Annotated in this window: 17 protein-coding genes; 14 read left to right on the forward strand and 3 right to left on the reverse strand. The window is 37.9% G+C overall.

The features are described 5' to 3' along the window. The first annotated feature begins 16 nt into the window (after nucleotides 1-16). From rpsK to alaS, 7 genes are all read left to right on the forward strand, one after another. Nucleotides 17-406, forward strand: coding sequence for a 30S ribosomal protein S11 (gene rpsK / locus NPX99_RS04720; protein ID WP_005865097.1), 390 nt, complete (start codon nucleotides 17-19; stop codon nucleotides 404-406). Between the two features lie 93 nt (nucleotides 407-499). Continuing rightward, nucleotides 500-1,513, forward strand: a complete 1,014-nt coding sequence (locus NPX99_RS04725; protein WP_269030743.1) for a DNA-directed RNA polymerase subunit alpha — start codon at nucleotides 500-502, stop codon at nucleotides 1,511-1,513. A 32-nt stretch (nucleotides 1,514-1,545) separates the two neighbouring features. Continuing rightward, a complete protein-coding gene (gene rplQ / locus NPX99_RS04730; RefSeq protein ID WP_269030744.1) occupies nucleotides 1,546-1,974 on the forward strand; it encodes a 50S ribosomal protein L17 in 429 nt (142 codons plus the stop codon). Between the two features lie 265 nt (nucleotides 1,975-2,239). Next, on the forward strand, nucleotides 2,240-3,634 hold the full coding sequence (locus NPX99_RS04735; protein WP_269030745.1) for a DegQ family serine endoprotease: 1,395 nt from the start codon (nucleotides 2,240-2,242) through the stop codon (nucleotides 3,632-3,634). Nucleotides 3,635-3,642: 8 nt separating this feature from the next. Continuing rightward, nucleotides 3,643-4,962 carry a replication-associated recombination protein A gene (locus NPX99_RS04740; protein WP_269030746.1) on the forward strand — a complete coding sequence of 440 codons (1,320 nt, stop codon included), beginning with the start codon at nucleotides 3,643-3,645 and terminating at the stop codon, nucleotides 4,960-4,962. Between the two features lie 244 nt (nucleotides 4,963-5,206). Then, nucleotides 5,207-6,250 (forward strand): recombinase RecA, encoded by a 1,044-nt coding sequence (gene recA, locus NPX99_RS04745; protein ID WP_269030747.1) that lies wholly within the window; start codon nucleotides 5,207-5,209, stop codon nucleotides 6,248-6,250. A 205-nt stretch (nucleotides 6,251-6,455) separates the two neighbouring features. Continuing rightward, nucleotides 6,456-9,119, forward strand: a complete 2,664-nt coding sequence (gene alaS, locus NPX99_RS04750) for an alanine--tRNA ligase (protein WP_269030749.1) — start codon at nucleotides 6,456-6,458, stop codon at nucleotides 9,117-9,119. A 94-nt stretch (nucleotides 9,120-9,213) separates the two neighbouring features. Here the strand turns inward: alaS and NPX99_RS04755 are convergent, their stop codons facing one another. Continuing rightward, the gene (locus NPX99_RS04755; RefSeq protein ID WP_269030750.1) at nucleotides 9,214-10,995 is read right to left on the reverse strand and encodes a glucan ABC transporter ATP-binding protein/ permease; all 1,782 of its coding nucleotides are present in this window, start codon (nucleotides 10,993-10,995) and stop codon (nucleotides 9,214-9,216) included. A gap of 204 nt (nucleotides 10,996-11,199) precedes the next feature. On the opposite strand from NPX99_RS04755, the gene NPX99_RS04760 reads away from it, so the two are divergent. The 7 genes from NPX99_RS04760 to NPX99_RS04785 all read left to right on the forward strand — a co-directional run bounded on the left by NPX99_RS04760 (nucleotide 11,200) and on the right by NPX99_RS04785 (nucleotide 18,132). Continuing rightward, complete coding sequence (locus NPX99_RS04760) at nucleotides 11,200-12,183, forward strand: RluA family pseudouridine synthase (protein ID WP_269030751.1); 984 nt, start codon at nucleotides 11,200-11,202, stop codon at nucleotides 12,181-12,183. Nucleotides 12,184-13,053: 870 nt separating this feature from the next. Next, complete coding sequence (locus tag NPX99_RS04765) at nucleotides 13,054-13,614, forward strand: hypothetical protein (RefSeq protein WP_269030753.1); 561 nt, start codon at nucleotides 13,054-13,056, stop codon at nucleotides 13,612-13,614. Beyond that, the gene (locus tag NPX99_RS04770) at nucleotides 13,601-14,806 is read left to right on the forward strand and encodes a DUF6421 family protein (protein WP_269030754.1); all 1,206 of its coding nucleotides are present in this window, start codon (nucleotides 13,601-13,603) and stop codon (nucleotides 14,804-14,806) included. The genes NPX99_RS04765 and NPX99_RS04770 overlap by 14 nt, the downstream gene beginning before the upstream one ends. Further along, a complete protein-coding gene (locus NPX99_RS04775) occupies nucleotides 14,803-15,156 on the forward strand; it encodes an EamA family transporter (RefSeq protein ID WP_269030755.1) in 354 nt (117 codons plus the stop codon). Before NPX99_RS04770 ends, NPX99_RS04775 begins: the two co-directional genes overlap by 4 nt. Nucleotides 15,157-15,218: 62 nt before the next feature. Then, nucleotides 15,219-15,464 (forward strand): EamA family transporter, encoded by a 246-nt coding sequence (locus NPX99_RS08765; RefSeq protein ID WP_329957937.1) that lies wholly within the window; start codon nucleotides 15,219-15,221, stop codon nucleotides 15,462-15,464. Between the two features lie 255 nt (nucleotides 15,465-15,719). After that, the gene (locus NPX99_RS04780) at nucleotides 15,720-17,003 is read left to right on the forward strand and encodes an ATP-grasp domain-containing protein (RefSeq protein ID WP_269030756.1); all 1,284 of its coding nucleotides are present in this window, start codon (nucleotides 15,720-15,722) and stop codon (nucleotides 17,001-17,003) included. 346 nt (nucleotides 17,004-17,349) lie between these two features. Beyond that, on the forward strand, nucleotides 17,350-18,132 hold the full coding sequence (locus NPX99_RS04785) for an ATP12 family chaperone protein (RefSeq protein WP_269030757.1): 783 nt from the start codon (nucleotides 17,350-17,352) through the stop codon (nucleotides 18,130-18,132). A gap of 40 nt (nucleotides 18,133-18,172) precedes the next feature. Here the strand turns inward: NPX99_RS04785 and NPX99_RS04790 are convergent, their stop codons facing one another. Both NPX99_RS04790 and glnA read right to left on the reverse strand, forming a co-directional pair. Beyond that, entirely contained in the window at nucleotides 18,173-18,718 is a 546-nt protein-coding gene (locus NPX99_RS04790) for a hypothetical protein (RefSeq protein ID WP_269030758.1), read from the reverse strand. 162 nt (nucleotides 18,719-18,880) lie between these two features. Further along, a complete protein-coding gene (glnA, locus tag NPX99_RS04795; protein WP_269030759.1) occupies nucleotides 18,881-20,290 on the reverse strand; it encodes a type I glutamate--ammonia ligase in 1,410 nt (469 codons plus the stop codon). Between the last annotated feature and the right edge of the window lie 21 nt (nucleotides 20,291-20,311).

Consider the following 20,311-nt stretch of genomic DNA (forward strand, 5'->3'; position numbering starts at 1 on the left):
CGTTGAAAGGAAGATTATGGCAAAGGAAGCCACACGTGTTCGTCGTCGCGAGCGCAAAAATATTTCATCGGGTGTTGTTCATATCAACTCAACATTTAACAATACAATGATTACGATTACGGATGCACAGGGTAATACAATTGCATGGTCGTCTGCTGGTGCTCAGGGGTTTAAAGGCTCACGTAAATCGACACCTTTTGCAGCTCAGGTGGCTGCTGAGGATTGTGCTAGAAAGGCGCAGGAGCATGGTATGCGTTCGTTAGAAGTTGAGGTTTGTGGTCCGGGATCGGGGCGTGAGTCCGCTTTGCGTGCATTGCAGTCTGTTGGTTTTGTTATTACTTCTATTCGTGATGTAACACCAATTCCTCATAATGGATGCCGTCCACGAAAAAGACGACGTGTTTAATTGGGTGTTTTTTTTGTTGTCAGAGATTTCTCTGATGTTCACATTGGCCGTTACGATTGAATGGTAGCGGAACTAAAGAACGGGAATAAAAATATGATCCAGAAAAACTGGCAGGAACTGATTAAGCCCAGTAAGGTTGAGTTTGCTGCGCATGATAATCCGAATGTTTTAAGTGTGATTGCGGAACCTCTTGAGCGTGGTTTTGGTTTAACGTTAGGAAATGCACTTCGGCGTGTGTTGTTATCATCACTTCGCGGTGCTGCAATTACCGCTGTGCAGATTGATGGTGTGTTACATGAATTTTCCTCAATTCCAGGTGTTCGTGAAGATGTGACAGATATTATTCTTAATATCAAAGAAATTGCACTTCGTATGGAGGAAGAAGGACCTAAGCGTGTTGTTATTTGTAAAGAAGGTCCTGGTGTTGTAAAAGCTGGAGATATCAATACCGTTGGAGATATGGAAATTCTGAATCCGGAGCATGTTATTTGCACTCTGGATGAAGATGCTGAGATTCGTATGGAATTTATTGTCAATACAGGGAAAGGTTATGTTCCTTCTGATCGCAATTGTGCTGATGATGCACGGATAGGTCTTATCCCTGTTGACAGCCTTTATTCACCAATTCGTAAAGTATCTTATAAAGTAGAGAATACGCGTGAAGGTCAAGTGCTGGATTATGATAAATTGACCCTTACCATTGAAACGAATGGTGCTGTTAATGGAGAAGATGCTGTTGCTTTTGCCGCACGTATTCTTCAGGATCAATTATCATTATTTGTTAATTTTGAAGAGCCACAGAAGGAAGTTGTTGAAGAACCTGATTCTGAACTTGCTTTTAATCCTGCACTTCTCAAGAAAGTCGATGAGCTAGAACTCTCAGTTCGTTCGGCAAATTGTCTTAAAAATGATAATATTGTCTACATTGGTGATCTTATCCAAAAAACAGAAGCTGAGATGCTTCGGACACCGAATTTTGGACGGAAGTCGTTAAACGAGATTAAAGAAGTTTTGGCATGTATGGGGTTGCATCTTGGTATGGAAATTTCCGCGTGGCCGCCTGAAAATATTGATGATCTTGCTAAACGTTATGAAGATCAGTATTAAAATTTAGAATTTAAAACTTAAGGAGAAGACTCATGCGCCATAGTAAGTCAGGTCGCAAGTTGAACCGGACCGCCAGTCACCGTAAAGCGATGTTTGCTAACATGGCGGTTTCGCTGATTGAGCATGAGCAGATTGTGACGACTCTACCAAAAGCGAAGGAAATTCGCCCTATTGTTGAAAAACTGGTTACACTCGGTAAACGTGGAAGCTTGCATGCACGTCGGCAAGCAATTGCAGCGCTTCATGATGCAAGTAAAGTTGCAAAATTATTCGATACACTTGCACCGCGTTATGTATCGCGCAATGGTGGATATTTGCGTATTATGAAAGCGGGCTTTCGTACCGGTGATAATGCTCCCATGGCTGTTATAGAGTTTGTTGATCGTGATGTCGAGGCAAAGGGTGCGATAGATCGTGTAGCCACAGAAAATGCTGCAAATGAAAAAGAAGTTTCTTCATAATAACACATTTTTTCTATTAAATTCTAGAGAGCCGCCTTCTAAGGGCGGTTTTTTTTATGATTCTTTTTTCTTAAAGGATAAATATGGGGGAAGATTATAAAATGATTATAAAATATTGAATTATTTTGTTTTTATAATATTTGCTGTTCAAATAGTTGTTTTTCTTCTTTATTTTAAATATTAATAAAAACTTTTAGCTTATGGAGGATAAGAGGAATCCTTATCTTATTAATATGAAAGTGGTTTAGTTTTTTAGGAGTGAGTTATGAAATATTCTCTTTTGGTGGGGCTTTTTTTTGTTATTATGATACAGATGTCCTCTCATTATGCGTGTGCTCAAATTCCGCAAACAAAAGAAGAAATCACTCTTTCATTTTCTCCTTTAGTTAAAAAGACTGTTCCATCTGTTGTAAATATTTATGCAGCGCGGCAAATCAGAGCGCGTTCTCCTTTTGAAGGAGATCCATTTTTTGAACAATTTTTTGGACGTTTCCAAAATAATCGTCCTTTGCGTAGACAATCATCATTAGGGTCAGGAGTGATTGTTGATGCGCGTGGTTTGATCGTTACCAATTACCACGTTATTAAGGATGCCGATGAAATTAAAGTTGCTCTTTCTGATGGACGGGAATTTGAAAGTAAGGTTAAGTTAAGAGATGAAGAAACAGATATTGCTGTTCTTGAAATTGATGCAAAGGGGGCATTGTTTCCTATTCTTCCTTTGGGAGATTCTGATGCAGTTGAAGTTGGTGATCTTGTTTTAGCAATAGGTAATCCTTTTGGTGTTGGTCAAACAGTTACAAGTGGTATTGTTTCAGCGCAAGCACGTACGCGAGTTGGTATTTCTGATTTTGATTTTTTCATTCAAACAGATGCTGCCATTAATCCGGGGAATTCTGGTGGAGCTTTAATTGATATGAAAGGGCAGTTGATCGGGATTAATACGGCTATCTATTCGCGTTCAGGTGGTTCTGTAGGGATTGGTTTTGCTATTCCATCAAATCTTGTAAAAGTGATGCTTGATACTGTTAAACGTGGTGAAAAATATTTTGTGCCGCCTTATATTGGTGCATCTTTTCAAAATGTTACACCTGATATTGCAGGTGGTTTAGGTTTAGAACGCCCCTATGGTGCTCTTATTATTGAAGTTATCAAAGATAGTCCTGCTGGAAAAGCTGGTTTGAAGGTAGGTGATGTTATTTTGAGTGTGCAGGGGGTGCGTGTTGATAGTCCAGATGGTCTTGGATATCGTTTGATGACAGCTGGTATTGGACAAAATCTTGTTTTAGAATATTTACGAAGTGGAAAAATTTTAAAAACACAAATAGCTGTTTCATCAATACCGGAATCTGCATTTTTGAAATCTGAAAAAATTATTGGTGAAAGCCCTCTTGCTGGTGCTGAGATATTGGATTTAACACCACAAAATAGTCGACGTTTTCATCTTCCTATATCTGCACGAGGAGTTGTGATTTCCAATCTTGATGAAATGAGCAATGCTGCTGGAATTTTTCGCCCAGGAGATATCTTGCGTGTTGTTAATGGACATAAGATTCAAACAGTTGGTCAGTTGAAAAAGATTCTTATGCAAGGTCGTCCAAATATTTGGCAATTAGAATATGAACGTGATGGCATGTACATTCGCCAGTTTATTCGCTGAGGTTTTTTTTGAATAAAGATTTTTTTACTTCGTCTTTTGATCGCCAAATTCATAAAAATCAACCACTTGCAGAAAGAATGCGTCCTCATTCTCTTCATGATGTTATAGGACAAAATCATTTGCTTGGAGAAAAGGGGGTGCTTTCACGTATGCTGGAAGCTAGTTCAATGCATTCTATGATTTTTTGGGGACCTCCAGGGACAGGAAAAACAACGGTTGCGCGCTTGTTAGCTCTTGAAACAAATTTTGCTTTTGAGCAAATTTCTGCTATTTTTACAGGGGTTTCTGAACTTAAAAAAAAATTTGAAGTTGCTCAGACTCGTTTTATGTCTGGAGTCCAGACGCTTTTATTCGTCGACGAAATTCATCGATTTAATCGTGCGCAACAGGATAGTTTTCTTCCTGTCATGGAAAATGGGACTATTATCCTTATAGGGGCAACAACCGAAAATCCTTCCTTTGAACTGAATGCGGCACTTCTTTCTCGTGCACGTGTTTTGACATTTCTGTCACATGACAATGAAAGTTTGCGTATGCTCTTGAAACGTGCTGAAGAAGTAGAAGGAAAACTTCTTCCTTTGGATGATGAGGCCAGAGATGTTTTGATTGGGATGTCTGATGGTGATGCACGAGCAGCGTTAACATTGGCAGAGGAAGTTTGGTGTATGGCTCAATCGGGAGAGATATTTGATGCTGTTGCGTTGCAAAAAATCATTCAACGTCGTGCTCCAATTTATGATAAAGGGCGAGAAGGTCACTATAATCTCATTTCAGCATTACATAAATCCGTTCGTGGGTCTGATCCTGATGCTGCGCTTTATTATTTAGCTCGTATGTTTGATGCTGGTGAAGACCCTCTCTATATTGGACGAAGGTTAGTTCGCATGGCTGTTGAAGATGTTGGTTTGGCAGATCCGCAAGCTCTTGTCGTTTGTAATGCTGCTAAGGATGCTTATGATTATTTGGGATCACCAGAGGGAGAATTAGCTTTGGCGCAAGCATGTCTTTATGTTGCGACTGCACCAAAATCAAATGCAACATATCTCGCTTATAAAGCAGCACTGCATTGTGCGCGTAAAAACGGCTCTTTGCCTCCTCCTCAACATATTCTTAATGCGCCTACAAAATTTATGAAGGAAGAAGGGTATGGACATGGTTATCGTTATGACCATGATGAACCAGATGCTTTTTCAGGACAGGAATATTTTCCCGAAAAACTTGGACGTCAGAGCTATTATAAACCACGGGAGTGTGGCTTTGAACGTGAGATTGCAAAGCGTCTTGAGTGGTGGAAGAAATTACGCCAAAAACGGGCTAACCAAAAGTAAAGTTTAAATTGTTTTTTTTCTAGAGCAAAGATATAACTATACTAAGTTTTCCCCTTTATATCGGCGGATTATGTGATAACATAAGAAATATGCTCTCTTTCTCTTATGGGGATGATGTTGGGGATACGATGTGGAAATGCAAATGGAAATAGTCTGTGAAAATCTAAACTCAAGACTTTAGTTCAGCTAAAATAACAGTGTACACTCAATACTGGATTATTGTGAATCGATCAAGGATATTATCGTGGATAAAGCAAAGGCTCTCGATGCAGCTCTCTCACAAATTGAACGTTCTTTCGGTAAAGGCTCTATTATGCGTCTTGGGCAAAAAGAGCAAGTCGTTGAAATTGAAACAATTCCAACGGGTTCACTCTCCTTAGATATTGCTTTGGGTGTTGGTGGGTTGCCTAAGGGGCGTATTGTTGAGATTTATGGACCAGAAAGTTCTGGAAAAACAACATTAGCTCTTCATGCTATTGCTGAGGCACAAAAAATTGGTGGAGTCTGTGCTTTTATTGATGCGGAGCATGCTCTTGATCCTATTTATGCGCGTAAGCTTGGTGTTGATTTAGAGAATTTGTTTATTTCTCAGCCGGATACTGGTGAGCAGGCATTGGAAATTACAGAAACATTGGTTCGTTCTGGTGCTGTTGATGTGCTTGTTGTTGATTCCGTAGCTGCTTTGACACCACGTGCGGAAATTGATGGTGAAATGGGAGATGCTTTACCTGGATTACAAGCACGATTAATGAGTAAAGCATTGCGAAAATTAACAGCAGCAATTTTTCGCTCTAATTGTATGGTTGTCTTTATTAATCAAATTCGCATGAAAATTGGTGTGATGTTTGGTTCTCCTGAAACAACAACAGGTGGAAACGCTTTAAAGTTTTATGCTTCTGTTCGTTTAGATATTCGTCGCATTGGATCTATTAAAGATAGAGATGCAATCGTTGGTAATCAGACGCGTGTTAAAGTGGTGAAGAATAAACTCGCACCTCCATTTAAACAGGTTGAGTTTGATATTATTTATGGTGAAGGCATTTCCAAAGTAGGTGAATTGATTGATTTAGGTGTTAAAGTTGGGATTGTGGAAAAATCTGGAGCGTGGTTTTCTTATAATTCTCAGCGTTTAGGACAGGGGCGTGAGAATGCAAAGCAGTTTTTACGTGAACATGCGGAAATAGCTACAGAAATTGAAGCAGCTTTACGGCAAAATGCTGGTTTGATTGCAATTGAGTTGTTAGAAAATGTGGGAACAGAAAATATAGAGAGCGACGAAACAATATGATGGAGTGCTTTGCGACAGTAACTCATTCATGTGAAATCTTTCTGTTTTTATTTTAAAATTTTAAGTATTGAAATTATTTATTTTTTGATTTTTTTGAAAAAATTCTACTTTTTAATTAAATTGACTCTGTGCGTGTAGCAAAGAGGATGTTTAATGGGAGGGATTGTGTTTTTATGATTTTGCGCTGTATTCTACAGGTATCAATATGAATAGTGTCAATAATATTCGTTCAACTTTTCTCGATTATTTTCGTATTAATGGACATACAATTCTTTCTTCTAGTCCGCTTGTTCCACGGAATGATCCTACACTTATGTTTACAAATGCAGGAATGGTGCAGTTTAAAAATGTTTTTACTGGATTTGAACAGCGTTCTTATAAACAAGCCGCAACGGCACAAAAATGTGTCCGAGCGGGTGGAAAACATAATGACCTCGATAATGTTGGCTATACGGCGCGCCATCATACTTTTTTTGAAATGTTAGGGAATTTTTCTTTTGGTGATTATTTCAAAGAAGAAGCCATTTTTTTATCTTGGAATCTTTTAACAAAGGAATTTCGTCTTCCAAAAGAGAAACTGTTAGTGACAGTTTATCATAGTGATGATGTTGCTGCTGAATTATGGCGTAAAATTTCAGGTCTTCCGGATGAAAAAATTGTTCGTATTGCGACAACTGATAATTTTTGGGCAATGGGGGATACAGGTCCTTGCGGTCCTTGTTCAGAGATTTTTTATGATCATGGTGATAAAATCTGGGGCGGACCACCTGGCAGTGCTGATGAAGATGGTGATCGCTTTATTGAGATTTGGAATCTTGTCTTTATGCAGTATGAACAGGTTTCTAAGGAAGAGCGTATTGAATTGCCTCATCCTTCTATTGATACAGGTATGGGGTTAGAGCGCATTGCTGCTGTTTTACAGGGGGTTCATGATAATTATGATATTGATCTTTTTCGCACATTAATACATACCTCACAAGAGATAACAGGCGTTAAGACAACGGGTAATTTTATTGTAAGCCACCGTGTGATTGCTGATCATCTTCGCTCTTGTGCATTTTTGATTGCTGATGGTGTTCTTCCTTCCAATGAAGGAAGAGGGTATGTTTTACGTCGTATTATGCGTCGTGCTATGCGTCATGCTCATCTTCTTGGCACTAAAGAACCCTTGATGTGGCGCCTTTTACCCGCTTTAATTCATGAAATGGGACAAGCTTATCCTGAATTGGTACGTGCTGAAACTTTGATTTCAGAAATTTTAAAGTTAGAAGAAATCCGTTTTCGGAAAACTCTTGAACGGGGACTTGGTTTGTTGAATGAAGCAAGTAGCAATCTTAAAGAAGGAGATTGTTTTAATGGTGAAATTGCCTTTAAACTTTATGATACCTATGGTTTTCCGCTCGATTTGACGCAAGATGCTCTTCGGTGTCGTGGGATATCCGTTGATGTTGATGCTTTTGATAAAGCAATGGAGCACCAAAAAGAGGAAGCGCGTGCTCATTGGTCTGGGTCTGGTGAAATGGTAACAGAAAAGATCTGGTTTTCTGTGCGTGAGAAAGTAGGAGTTACAGAATTTTTAGGTTACGAAACAGAAAAAGCTGAAGGTATTCTTACAGCTCTTGTACATGATGGTCATATTGTTAATCATATTTCTTCAGGGCAGAATGCTGTTCTTGTTGTGAATCAGACACCTTTTTATGGCGAGTCCGGTGGGCAGGTTGGTGATAGTGGTATCATTTCTGGTGAAAATTTTGTTTTTGAGGTGCATGATACTCAGAAAAAAGCTGATGGTGTTTTTGTTCATATTGGAGAAGTGAAGTCTGGTCAGGCAAAAACGTCTGATTGTGTAGAACTCATTGTTGATTCTGCTCGTCGTAGGAAAATTCGTGCGAACCATTCGGCTACCCATTTATTACATGAAGCTTTACGTCAAGTATTGGGGACTCATGTTACACAAAAAGGCTCTCTTGTCTTACCAGATCGGTTACGTTTTGATTTTTCTCATCCAAAATCCGTTTCTTCTGAAGAATTGAAAACAATAGAAGATTTAGCAAATGATATTGTTTTACAAAATAGTGAGGTAACAACACGCCTCATGCTTGTAGATGATGCAATTTCTGAAGGAGCAATGGCACTATTTGGAGAAAAATATGGTGATGAAGTACGCGTTGTCTCTATGGGAAACCAGCTTGAACAGACAGAATTAGAAAAGAAATGGTCAATTGAGCTTTGTGGTGGAACGCATGTAGAGAGAACAGGGGATATTGGTTTGATTCATATCATTTCTGAAAGTTCTGTAGCAGCAGGGGTTCGTCGTATTGAGGCTTTAACAGGTACAGCTGCGCGTCTTTATCTTACTTGCCAAGATGAGCGTATCCATAAAATTGCTCATCTTTTAAAAGCTTCTTCTGTTGATGTGGAAGAACGAGTTCAAATTTTACTTGATGATCGTCGCAAACTTGAAAAAGACTTGAATGATGTACGCAAGAAAACAGTGTTGAGTGGTGGGGCGGTCCAAAGTGGTCAAGAAGATGTTACCATTATCAATGGCATTTCTTTCATGGGATGTGTTGTTCAAAATATTTCACCACGAGATCTTAAGGCGTTAGTGGATTCTGGAAAAAAACAGATTGGATCTGGGATAGTTGCTTTTATTTCTGTTTCAGAAGATGGCAAGGGGAGTGCTGTTGTTGGTGTGACGAATGATTTAACAGATAAATTGAATGCTGTTGATTTGGTGCGTATTCTTTCGGGTGTTCTTGGTGGTCAAGGTGGTGGTGGACGTTCTGATATGGCGCAGGCTGGTGGTCCTGAAGGGAAGAAGGCAGTTGATGCACTTGCAGCGTTAAAGGCTTTTCTTAAAAGATAATTTCTGATTTCTTCTTTGTATTTTGTGGCTTTGATCTCTTTTAGAGAATTTTTTAATTGAAGCGGAATATTTATTGAAAGAAGGGGAATTCGTTTTACGAGGCCATAGCTTCGTGCAAAGGAATTACATTTTGATCATCTATCGTTGATTGATTGAATGGTAAACTACCAGTTTGTAAGAATTGATAGAAGCGACCACCCTTATCGATCAATTCTTGAAAGCTTCCTTTTTCAATTAAGTGACCATGTTCTAGAAATAGCACAATATCAGCATTGCGTATTGTTGAAAGGCGATGTGCTATAATAAAAGTGGTGCGGTTGTAGCTTATGCAATCGAGAGCATCTTTTACGCGCGCTTCTGTCTCGACATCAAGAGCGCTTGTTGCTTCGTCTAAAATAAGAATAGGTGCATTTTTTAAAACAGCACGTGCGATTGCTAATCGTTGCCTTTCTCCACCTGACAATTGGGTTCCTCGCTCTCCAACCATTGTGTTGTAACGATCAGTTTTTTTCAAAATAAAATCATGGGCGGCGGCTATTTTTGCTGCTTCATAGAGTTCCTTATCTGTTGCGTTTGTTCTTCCTATTGAGATATTATCGTAAATACTGCGATTGAAAAGGTTTGCGTCTTGAAACACTGTTGCTAAAGATTTACGTAAGGATTCTCGATTAACAGAGCGTATATTTATTCCATCGATAGAGATATGTCCAAATGTTGGGTCATATACACGCTGCAACAAATTGATTAATGTTGTTTTTCCAGCACCTGTTGGTCCTATAATAGCTACAGTTTGTCCTGTTTTCACTTCAAAGGAAATATCAAAAATACCTTGAGAAGAATTTGGAAATTTATAGGTAACATGATGAAATTCTATTGTTCCCTTAACATTTGGAAGAGAAGGAAGATTTTCAGGTTCGTTGATATGAAAAGTTGCGTCTTCCATGACAAAGAATTCTTGTAATTTTGCTTGTGAGCATACGGTTAAATTAATAAAATTGCTCATTTGATCTAGACGACTGATCATTAATTGTGCAAATCCGATAAAAGCAACGACTTCACCTACACGTAATTGACCTTTTGCTACAAAAAAAGCTCCAAGAAGAAGAACACAAACTATTGAAATGGTTGAAGCTATCCGGTTTAAGCCGCTCGCAAGAGCCCACCAATTGAGAACAGGGTTTTGTGCTTTAAGAAGACTTTTTGTATGTTGATGTAATATGGAAGTTTCTTCTTTTATTCGGTTGTAACTTTGTACAATGGAAACGTTGGAGATTGAATCGCTAATATGCTTAAAAACATTATGATGATAGCATTCTACAGCGGCTTGTCCGTCTTTTGTTTTGCGCATGACTAAACGTGCAATCAATACATAGATTATGGCAAGTATAACCAAGACTGTTGAAAGACGCCAATTCATGTTAAAGGCTGTAGGAATGAGAACGAGTAACGCAACAAGAGTTGAAAGATGTTGACGCATAAAATCAAGCCATATGGTTGACATAGAATCTACAGCGCGCAAAAGTATATGAAGGGCATTAGATGTTCCCCGTTGTTGATGCCAAATGAGGGGCATGGCGATGATACGCTCAAAGGATTCAGTTAAAACAGCTAAGCGGCGTCTATGTGCTAAGCGATCAGCACTGCGGGCAACAAGAATATAAGCAATAATATGGGAAATACCAAAGCATACCCAAATCGTAAGGGTAGGAATAATAGCTAATTTTTCTGCAATAGAGTCAATGACACGTCCAAATAAAATAGGTTCTGCGATGGTAATAATAGCCAATATAACATTAGCAGTACAGATTAAAATAGATGTCTTTTTTTCTTTGTTGAGATAGTTAAGAACACGAGCATATGTTTTGAATAAGGACACAGATGATTATCTCCATTAGCTTGCAAGCGTAAAGGTTACGATTTGTAATCGTTACACTTTGAGCTAATAAAATTTGAACAGTAAGAAAATACAATTTTGGATACTCATTGTAATATGGTGTGATAAAGCCCTAGGTAGATTTTTATGTTTATAAAGATAGAGTACAAAATTGGTAAATGAAATTATATGGGCTAGGAAGTTTTTATGGCAGGCATAGAAATAAAAAAAGTTAAGTCAGATGAAAATGGAATGCGCTTAGATCGCTGGTTTAAAGTGCATTATCCAGGGCTTGGATTTGGATATTTACAAAAATTGCTGCGTTCTGGTCAAATACGGGTTGATGGTGGACGTGTGAAAGCTGATACGCGTCTTCTCATAGGCCAATCTGTTCGTGTGCCGCCTCTCCCTATTGATGACAAGAAGAGTTTTTCTGTAACGAATAAAACACTTCGTGAACAGAATGATGAAACTCTTTTGAAAAAAATGTTGCTCTATGAGGACCCAAAAGTTTTCGTTTTTAATAAACCGGCTGGATTAGCTGTACAAGGTGGTTCTGGCTTGACGCGCCATATAGATGCTATGCTTGAGGTATGGCGCAATAAGAAAGGTGAAAAACCACGTTTGGTTCATCGGCTTGATCGTGAAACATCTGGAGTGCTTGTTGTTGCTCGATCAAGAGGGGCTGCACAGGCTTTAACAGCTGCTTTTAGAACACGAGAAACAAAAAAGACGTATTGGGCATTGGTTCGAGGAGTGCCTAAAAAAAAGCAGGATAAAATTTCAACATGGATGGTTAAGGATATCACAACACAAGGTGACAAAATGCGTGTTTGTGAACATGGGGAGCCTGATGCTGACCATGCAGTTTCCTACTACCGCGTTTTAGACACTAGGGGGCGGGCTCTTTCATGGCTTGAAATGGAACCCTATACAGGAAGAACACATCAGCTACGTGTGCACGCTGCTCATATAGATCACCCTATTATTGGTGATTCAAAATATTTTTTTTCTGATAGTAATTGGACGTTACCAGGGGGAATTCAAAACCGCCTGCACCTTCATGCGCGCCGTATTCGTATTCCTCATCCTTCAGGAGGGATATTGGATATTGTTGCACCTTTACCTTCTCATATGGTACAAAGCTTTAATCTCTTGGCTTTTAATGAGAATGATGGTGAGACAGAATAAGAGAAAATTTTTACAATTTGTCCTGTTTGATTTGGCACATTTTGTATAAAGATTAAGAAGGTATAGTATTTGTTATGAAAAGAGCTTTTGGTTACCGTTATTTGAGGACTTGTATTTTTTAGTTATCAATTTGCCACTATCCTTCTTCATAAATTCTCTTATTTATAGTTTCTTTATCATCGTTTAACCCAAAATGATCAGTTCCATATAAACGACTATTTTCACTATAACTTAATCTTTGAATTTTTTTAATTCACCACGAACAGGGTCTGCATAATCTATAAGAAATGAATATGGTAAAAATTAACTTGGATTTTTGTCAATGATTATCTTCAGGTGATTAAAGATCTGGTCTAAGGCTTTTTAATCCAGTGGACAAACACGAATAATATGGCCGTCGGGATCTTTGATTAAGAGGTTACAGAGATTGCTTATTACGAGGAGAGCTCTGGATAAGCTGTTTATTTATCCTATTAAGAGGTAAAATATCGTTTTTAAAGGGAATATAAGATGTAAGATAGTGATCAGAAGGCTGTTGTTCTATAATTTTCTTTGAGTGATAAGTGTGTTTTTTTCCTTAGCGTTCTTCTGGAAAGATCTCTTAGACTGTTGATGAGTATAGATGTTACTACTTTAGGTGGTATTTAGTTTTATCAATATAATGAACCAACTGAAACAAATACTTCTTCAAAATAGAAAAACATAGTTTTAATCTTTTATTAAGATCGATGATGCTTTAAATTCGCATTTATATATTGTTTAGTGTACTAATTTAAAGTGTAAATATTAAGAATATGATTTGATTCATTGTGTTTGGTTCTGTTCTGTATATTTTGGTAATTTAATTGTGTAATTGAAGGAATAGGGATCATGCAATGTGAAAGAGGGGAGGTTATCTATACACTTGTCCCTTCTGAGACTAACTGCGCAGCTGCGGCTCAGTGGTGGTTTGATAATCGTAATCGAAATACTTCTTCAGCTGATTCTATATCACGCATTGTTTTACATGTAACTCTTGAAGAAGCCTTTAATGAACTCTCTCAGAAAAAAGATGGTTATCTCCTAAGCTGTGCTGCTTACCCTGATTTACATACGCTCATATTCACTCGTTTAAGTGATATGCAATTATTTGATAGTTTTATTATGCCTACCTATCCTATGGTGTTAGCTAAACGCAATAACTCTGATGAAATTAAAACTGTAGCCACTCATCCTGCCCCACAATCTCTGGTAGCTCATCAGTATGACAGAATATTTGCCAACAGCAATGCTGATGCAGCGGTTCTTTGCAAAGCTGAGAGAGCAGATGCTTGTATCACGACGTCAGTTGCTACAAAGCACTATGAGCTGAATATTATCAAAAATTTTGGAAAAGTACCAATGGCCTTCTTGCTCCACTCGCTAAAGTCGGCTCATTATGAAACAATCTGAAGCACTTCTTTTTATTGTTAACCTCGTTGACAAAGTTCGTGTACGCCAAGAGCTTGATGGTAGCATTAAAGAACCAACTTCAGCAGATAGTTACATAATCAATGAATTAATCAGTTTTTTGAACCATCAAGCAGATATTATTGACGGATTATCTCCAGAACTTTTAGCTGCCACTTCTGATGACCTTAACCGATGGATGCTCAGTGGTTTAAATACCTCTCCTAAATTTGATAACACTTTGGCTGCATTCAAAGCTCCGTTACCAGATGCTCCTTTATTTTTCTTGGCTCCAATGCGCGCAACTAATGGTCCTGATCCAGAAGAATTTCGATTGGAATTAGTTACAGGTTACCGTTGTGAAACAGTCTATCTTGTTGACGCCTCAAAATATACAAAAAATTATATAGCACCGTTTCAATGTATAAAAATGGGAATAGCATCAAAAGGTTTTTTAGAAGGCAACTGCCTTGTTCTGTTTCCAGAATCTGTGGCTACTGCTAAGAAAATTGATAAGCAAGCATTTGCTTTGTTTTTTTTCAGAAAATTCTTTGATATTTACAATGAGCAAACAATTGTGGAAGCCGAACGTTTGCTTGGTCGAGATAGTAAATTCCTATTCGGTCAATTAAGTAGTCGTAATCTATCTAAAGATAATGTTTATAATGCTCGCTGTTTGTGGGGCTATTATCATGACTATGCACACCATACTGGACCGCGTCCATTAGATAAGAATCTCTACATAAAATTAAATTGGTTTACAGGTCTTCTTGAAGAAACTAAAGTCGACTTAATTACAGTGCGTATTTTACTACAAAATCGTCCAAAGTTTTGGAAAGAAATATCTGAGTTTGTTCTCTTAGAACGTATATTTCGTTATCCAAAGGGTTCTGATAAGTATATGACATTCGATGCTGGTACAGGTATCGTACTTTTTGAAATATTGATACGTAACAAAGCATTGATCGAAACAGATCAAGGTTATCTTCAATTTGATTTGGAACGTCTTAAAGAAGTAATATCATTGATAATTGCGGATATAGAAGCACTTGAAGCGTTAGATGATAACGCTTATTTAGTAGGTGCTAAGAATTATATCCAAAATAACCTTGGAAAGCCGCAAACTCCAAAAGCGCGATTTAATTTTTCAACATCATATTATGCGCGGCGAGTAATTGGAGGATTAAGTCATTGAGTTTCTTAAAAGGGCGATTATTATTCTTTACTTTTGTCATTCTGGTGTTGTTTTCCATAAGTTGGTTATTATCTAAGAATTTGATTAGCAGTATACCGGTAATGCATGCGGTTGGACTTAGGTTGTGTGCTACTGCTGCTGCCTTATGGTTGATTGCAGTATTTCGCGAGAGAACCGTTTTAAAATCCATACCATTGCTTTCAATGATACCTTTTTTTTTAATTTTGTCAGTATTAGGATTCTCATTGTATTTTATATGCAGCTTCGGCGCATTAAAATCGCTCAAAGCAAGTGATTTAACTATGCTTTTAGCCACTATTCCAGGCGTTACTATATATTGGGTATACTAACTAATAGCCTTATATTCTCATGGCTGAAGCTTAGCGGTGTAATAATTGTCAGCGTCGCAGCTATGGCATTTAATATAAACAGTGTGGAATATGGATATTATAACTTTATAGGAATAAGTCTTGCTTTAACAGCAGCGCTTTCTTACTCTATTTATGGCTTATTGTCTAAACGTTATCTTAAAAATTTACCTTTGCTAACCTCACTGGCTTGGATCATTACAATGTCTTCAGCATCGTTTATGCCATTATTCATTTTTGATCCTACCCCCCTATTACATCTTAAGTTATACCCCCCTATTACATCTTAAGTTAGAAGATATATTTAAGATATTGATTTTAGGTGCTATTTTTTCTGCGCCAGGTTATGTATTGTACCAAAAAATTTTAGCAGATGGAGGCGTATTATATGCCAACGCTATCGGCGTACTAGCTCCTTTTGCAGTAGTGGCATGTGAATGGATAATCGATTCTAACACTTCTCTAAGCGCTATCAAAATAATTTCTATGATTATAGTTGTGATAGGGATGATACTATTATTTATAGACGCATCAAAGATATCTGGATGGCAACTCAATTCGAACAAAGGGGGAAAGAAATGAAAAAATTAGCGTTAGTTTGTCAGCGCAACACAAAATTACCATTTATATTTGAAGCTGCAAAAGCTGCTAACATCGAATTAGTAATGATTTATGATACCACTGAAAATGTACCTAATAAGCTACCTGTGGCGGTAACTTCAACTTGGCAACTTCCTGTTTTTGATAATCCAGATTTAGCCCTAGACGCTTTTGCAGCTGGAGTGAAAGAACGCAATATTGGTGGGGTTATGACTCTGTGCGAAGAAGCTATCATATGGACAGCTTTAGCTGCAAAAAAAATCAATACGCCTGGCATTGAGCCAGATGTAGCGGCATTAACCCGAAATAAATATCTCATGCGTCAAGCTTTTGCTAAAGCAGGGCTGAGAACACCGAGATTTTTGTATATAGATAATCCAGAAAGACTATCACAAACATATGCTTTGGGCTTTCCTTTAGTCATTAAGCCTATTTTGGGAGCGGGCAGTATAGGTGTTATGTTAGCTAAAAATTTTGATGAACTTACTGACCTCATCAAAGTGGTATGGAATGTTCAGCATAAAGATATGGCACGTTTCAATTATAAAAATAAACCTGTAGGTTTAGTAGTAGAGCAGTATTTGCCAGGGAAAGAGTTTGTTGTAGAATGCTTTGTTGATACAGCAGGTGTGCACGTTTTGGCCGTTGGAGACAAAGGACAACCTGAAGGACCATGGTTTGAAGAAACAATTTATCGTCAACGCAGTGATATAGACAATCCTTTAATTGTTTCTTTATGTGAAGTTGCATGCTCTGGGGTCGAAGCTCTTGGTATAAACATGGGCGCTGCCCATGTAGAATTACGCCTAGATGCCAATAATTTACCTTATATAATTGAGATTGGTGCTCGTATAGGTGGATCCGGTGTTTCACATTTTATTGTGGAGCAAGGCACAGGGATTTCATTTGGAAAACTATGCATGAATGCTGCTTTAGCTGAAAAAAACTCAGATCTCCCTGAAGTACTTCCAGCTGACAAAGTAGCTGCAAATTACATTATTCCTCTTCGAGGTCATGGACAGTTCTCTGGATTTTCGGGTCTCAATAAGGTTGAGCAGCATCCATTAACAGCTAGAACTATAATTTTCTTTGAAACCAATCATATTTCACCACCTCCACCAGCGTTTGGTGGATATCCTGGTTTTATTTTCTCTGTTCATGCCTCAAATGAAGAAGCTCGCGATTATCATAAATGGCTTGATGAAACTTTAAAAATTATATGGAAATGACATGCTTAGCAATAGCTCGATAAAGATTCCAATTTCCCTTAATTTTGATATATCTCATAGATAAAGATAGAACTCGAATGTAGTTTTATAAAATTTTGTAAACACTATGGACAACAATGGTGGAAAGAAAAAATTCTTTAAATTCAATATATTCACCTTTTTAATCAAATCCAATACTTTAAAAGATTGTTCTGGCAGTGGTAGCTAGATAGAAGAATAAGGCATTGCCTATTGCCTTTTTTGTAAAATAAACATGAAATATAGTCTTAAATCATATGAATGCTGGTAAGATTTTTCCTTCTTTAGGGCGAGAAGGAGGTCAATAAAAATATTAAAGGTGAACAATATGCGTGAAATTTTGAATCATTTTGAAATGCCATTGAATAGAAATCACTCTGTTCAGAAGCCTCAAAAACTTTCATGTTCGCCACTTCCCAAACGATTTTATAAAGAAGTGAAAACTTTGCGTGAAGAAGGAGGCTTTTCTCTATTATTGGATGGATGCCCAGTAAAAACACCGGCAAAGCGCTTTTTTATAGTGCCAACAGAAGCTTTTGCTATGCTCGTGGCAGAAGAATTTGAGAGCCAAAAGCAAATTATTGATCCAGCAAAAATGCCGATTACACGTCTTGTTAACACTGTTATTGATGGCATAGCTAATGATATGCAGAGTGTTTTTGAAGATTTATTGCGTTTTGTTGCATGCGATATGATCTTTTATCGTGCTCAAACACCAAAAGAATTGGTACAGCGACAATATGAACAGTGGGATCCTTTATTGGATTGGGCAGAAGAAAAACTTGGTGCACGTTTTCATTTGACAGAAGGGCTTATGCATGTTGAACAACCACGAGAAGCTATTCAAGCGGTAAGCAATTATTTACGTAAAGTTGAATCTCCTTATATGCTTGCTGCACTTCACGTCATGACAACTTTAACAGGATCAGCTCTTATTGCTCTTGCTGTTTCTGCTAGGAGAATTAATGCGGATTATGCTTGGAATATTGCCCATTTAGATGAAGATTGGATGATGGAGCAATGGGGTAGGGATGAAGAAGCAATAGCACGTCGTGCTCATAAGAAAATTGAATTTAATGCTGCTGCTACAATCATTACAACGTGTTTTTAAAGTTAAATCCCCTTTTATTTTACGTACATCTTTTTCTTCATTAGAGTATTTTTGTGATTTTCTGGGGATTAACTTTTATTTTTTCAAGTCCAGGAAATGCCTCACTGGTTATGTTTAAGAGTGTCTCATCATTCCCACGGATAAAATACCACTGGTTATTGTCAAAAAGAGCAATAACCTCAGTTTGAATAGAGCACCTTTTTCCAGCATTTGTTGTCGTTATGAACTCAACAGGTATAACAAAATAAGGAATACCATTCTCAAGTTTTCCTTCACGTTTTTGTTTGTGGTTGATGTGGATACTCTCAATTTTATAATTTTCTGACAATCGCTCTATTTGGCCTTTCATGATTTGTTGAAATTGTGATTTACTGAGATTTTTTTTGGCAGTTAAACTGTTGATGATTTGGGGAGGGATAGCATTGAAGATGGCATTGGCATCGCCATTTTGAATTGCTTTGCTGTAAGCAAAAGCTGCTTTTTCAAGATCTATAAGTGTTTGGTTTGCAACTGTATAATTCTGAATTGTTGGAAGAATAAAAGCAATACATAAAAGGATGGGGAAAAGAAAACGAATTCTCAGCATTAGAAGCCTAGCCTTTTAAATTGATTTGAATGGATTCCAATTAAACTTATAAAGGAAAAGTACATAAGCAAAAAGCCACCTATGCTCTTATATAAGAAGGATATCCACAAAAATGGAGGTTAATGCCTCCATTTTTAAATCAAAAGAATGTCCTATTATTCTTTAAACAGAATAGTACATATCAAACTCGACAGGATGGGGCGTTGTTTCGTAGCGCAAAACTTCTTGCATTTTTACTTGGATGAAGGAATTAATCTGATCATCATCAAAAACGTCGCCGGCTTTAAGAAAACTACGATCTTTATCAAGTGCTTCAAGTGCTTCACGCAGACTTCCTGAGACTGTGGGGATTTCTTTGCGTTCTTTTAAGGGAAGATCGTAAAGATCTTTATCCATAGCATGTCCAGGGTGAATTTTATTTTTAATGCCATCAAGACCAGCCATTAAGAGTGCTGCAAATGCTAGATAGGGATTTGCTGTTGGATCTGGAAAACGCACTTCTACGCGTTTTGAATTTGGCGAAGAACTCATCGGAATACGGCAAGATGCAGAACGGTTACGTGCAGAATAAGCAAGAAGGACAGGCGCTTCATAACCAGGTACTAAACGTTTATAGGAGTTTGTTGATGGATTAGTAAAGGCGTTGAGTGCTTTTGCATGTTTGATGACACCACCTATAAAGAATAAGCAAGTTTCTGATAGTCCAGCATATTCATTGCCTGCAAAAATTGGTTTGCCATCTTTCCAAATAGACATGTGAACATGCATGCCTGAACCATTATCACCAAAAACCGGTTTTGGCATGAAAGTTGCTGTTTTTCCGTAGCTATTGGCTATTTGGTGCACAACATATTTAAAAATTTGCATTTTGTCTGCTTCGCGAACGAGCGTATCGAAGCGAATACCCAATTCATGCTGTCCTGCTGCTACTTCGTGATGATGCTTCTCAACGCGGACTCCCATATCTTTGAGTGCTGTGAGCATTTCAGAGCGCATATCTTGGCAAGAATCGATAGGGGGAACGGGAAGATATCCTCCCTTCATTCGTGGGCGATGGCCAAGATTGCCCGTCTCATATTCCGTATCATCATTGGAGGGTAATTCACTTGAATCGAGTTTAAATCCTGTATTGTAAGGATCTGTCTTATAGCGTACATCATCAAAGATAAAAAACTCTGCTTCTGGACCTACATTGATTGTATCTCCGATACCTAGAGATTTCATATAGACTTCAGCTCTCTTGGCAATAGAACGAGGATCTCTGCGGTAAAACTCTCCAGAGACAGGATCGAGCACATCACAAAAGATAACCAGAGTAGATTGAGCAAAAAAAGGATCTATATGTGCTGTCTCTGGATCTGGCATTAAAACCATGTCAGACTCATTGATTGTTTTCCATCCAGAAATTGAAGAACCATCAAACATAACGCCATCGCTAAATGTATCTTCATTGATTTCTGCGATATCCATTGTGACGTGATGCAATTTTCCTCGTAGGTCGGTAAAACGCAAATCGACAAAACGGATTTCGTTATCTGCGATCTGTTTGATAATATCTGATGCGGTTGTCATATTCAATTTCCTTATGTGGGA

This window comes from Bartonella sp. 220B, assembly GCF_026930205.1.
GTDB lineage: Bacteria > Pseudomonadota > Alphaproteobacteria > Rhizobiales > Rhizobiaceae > Bartonella.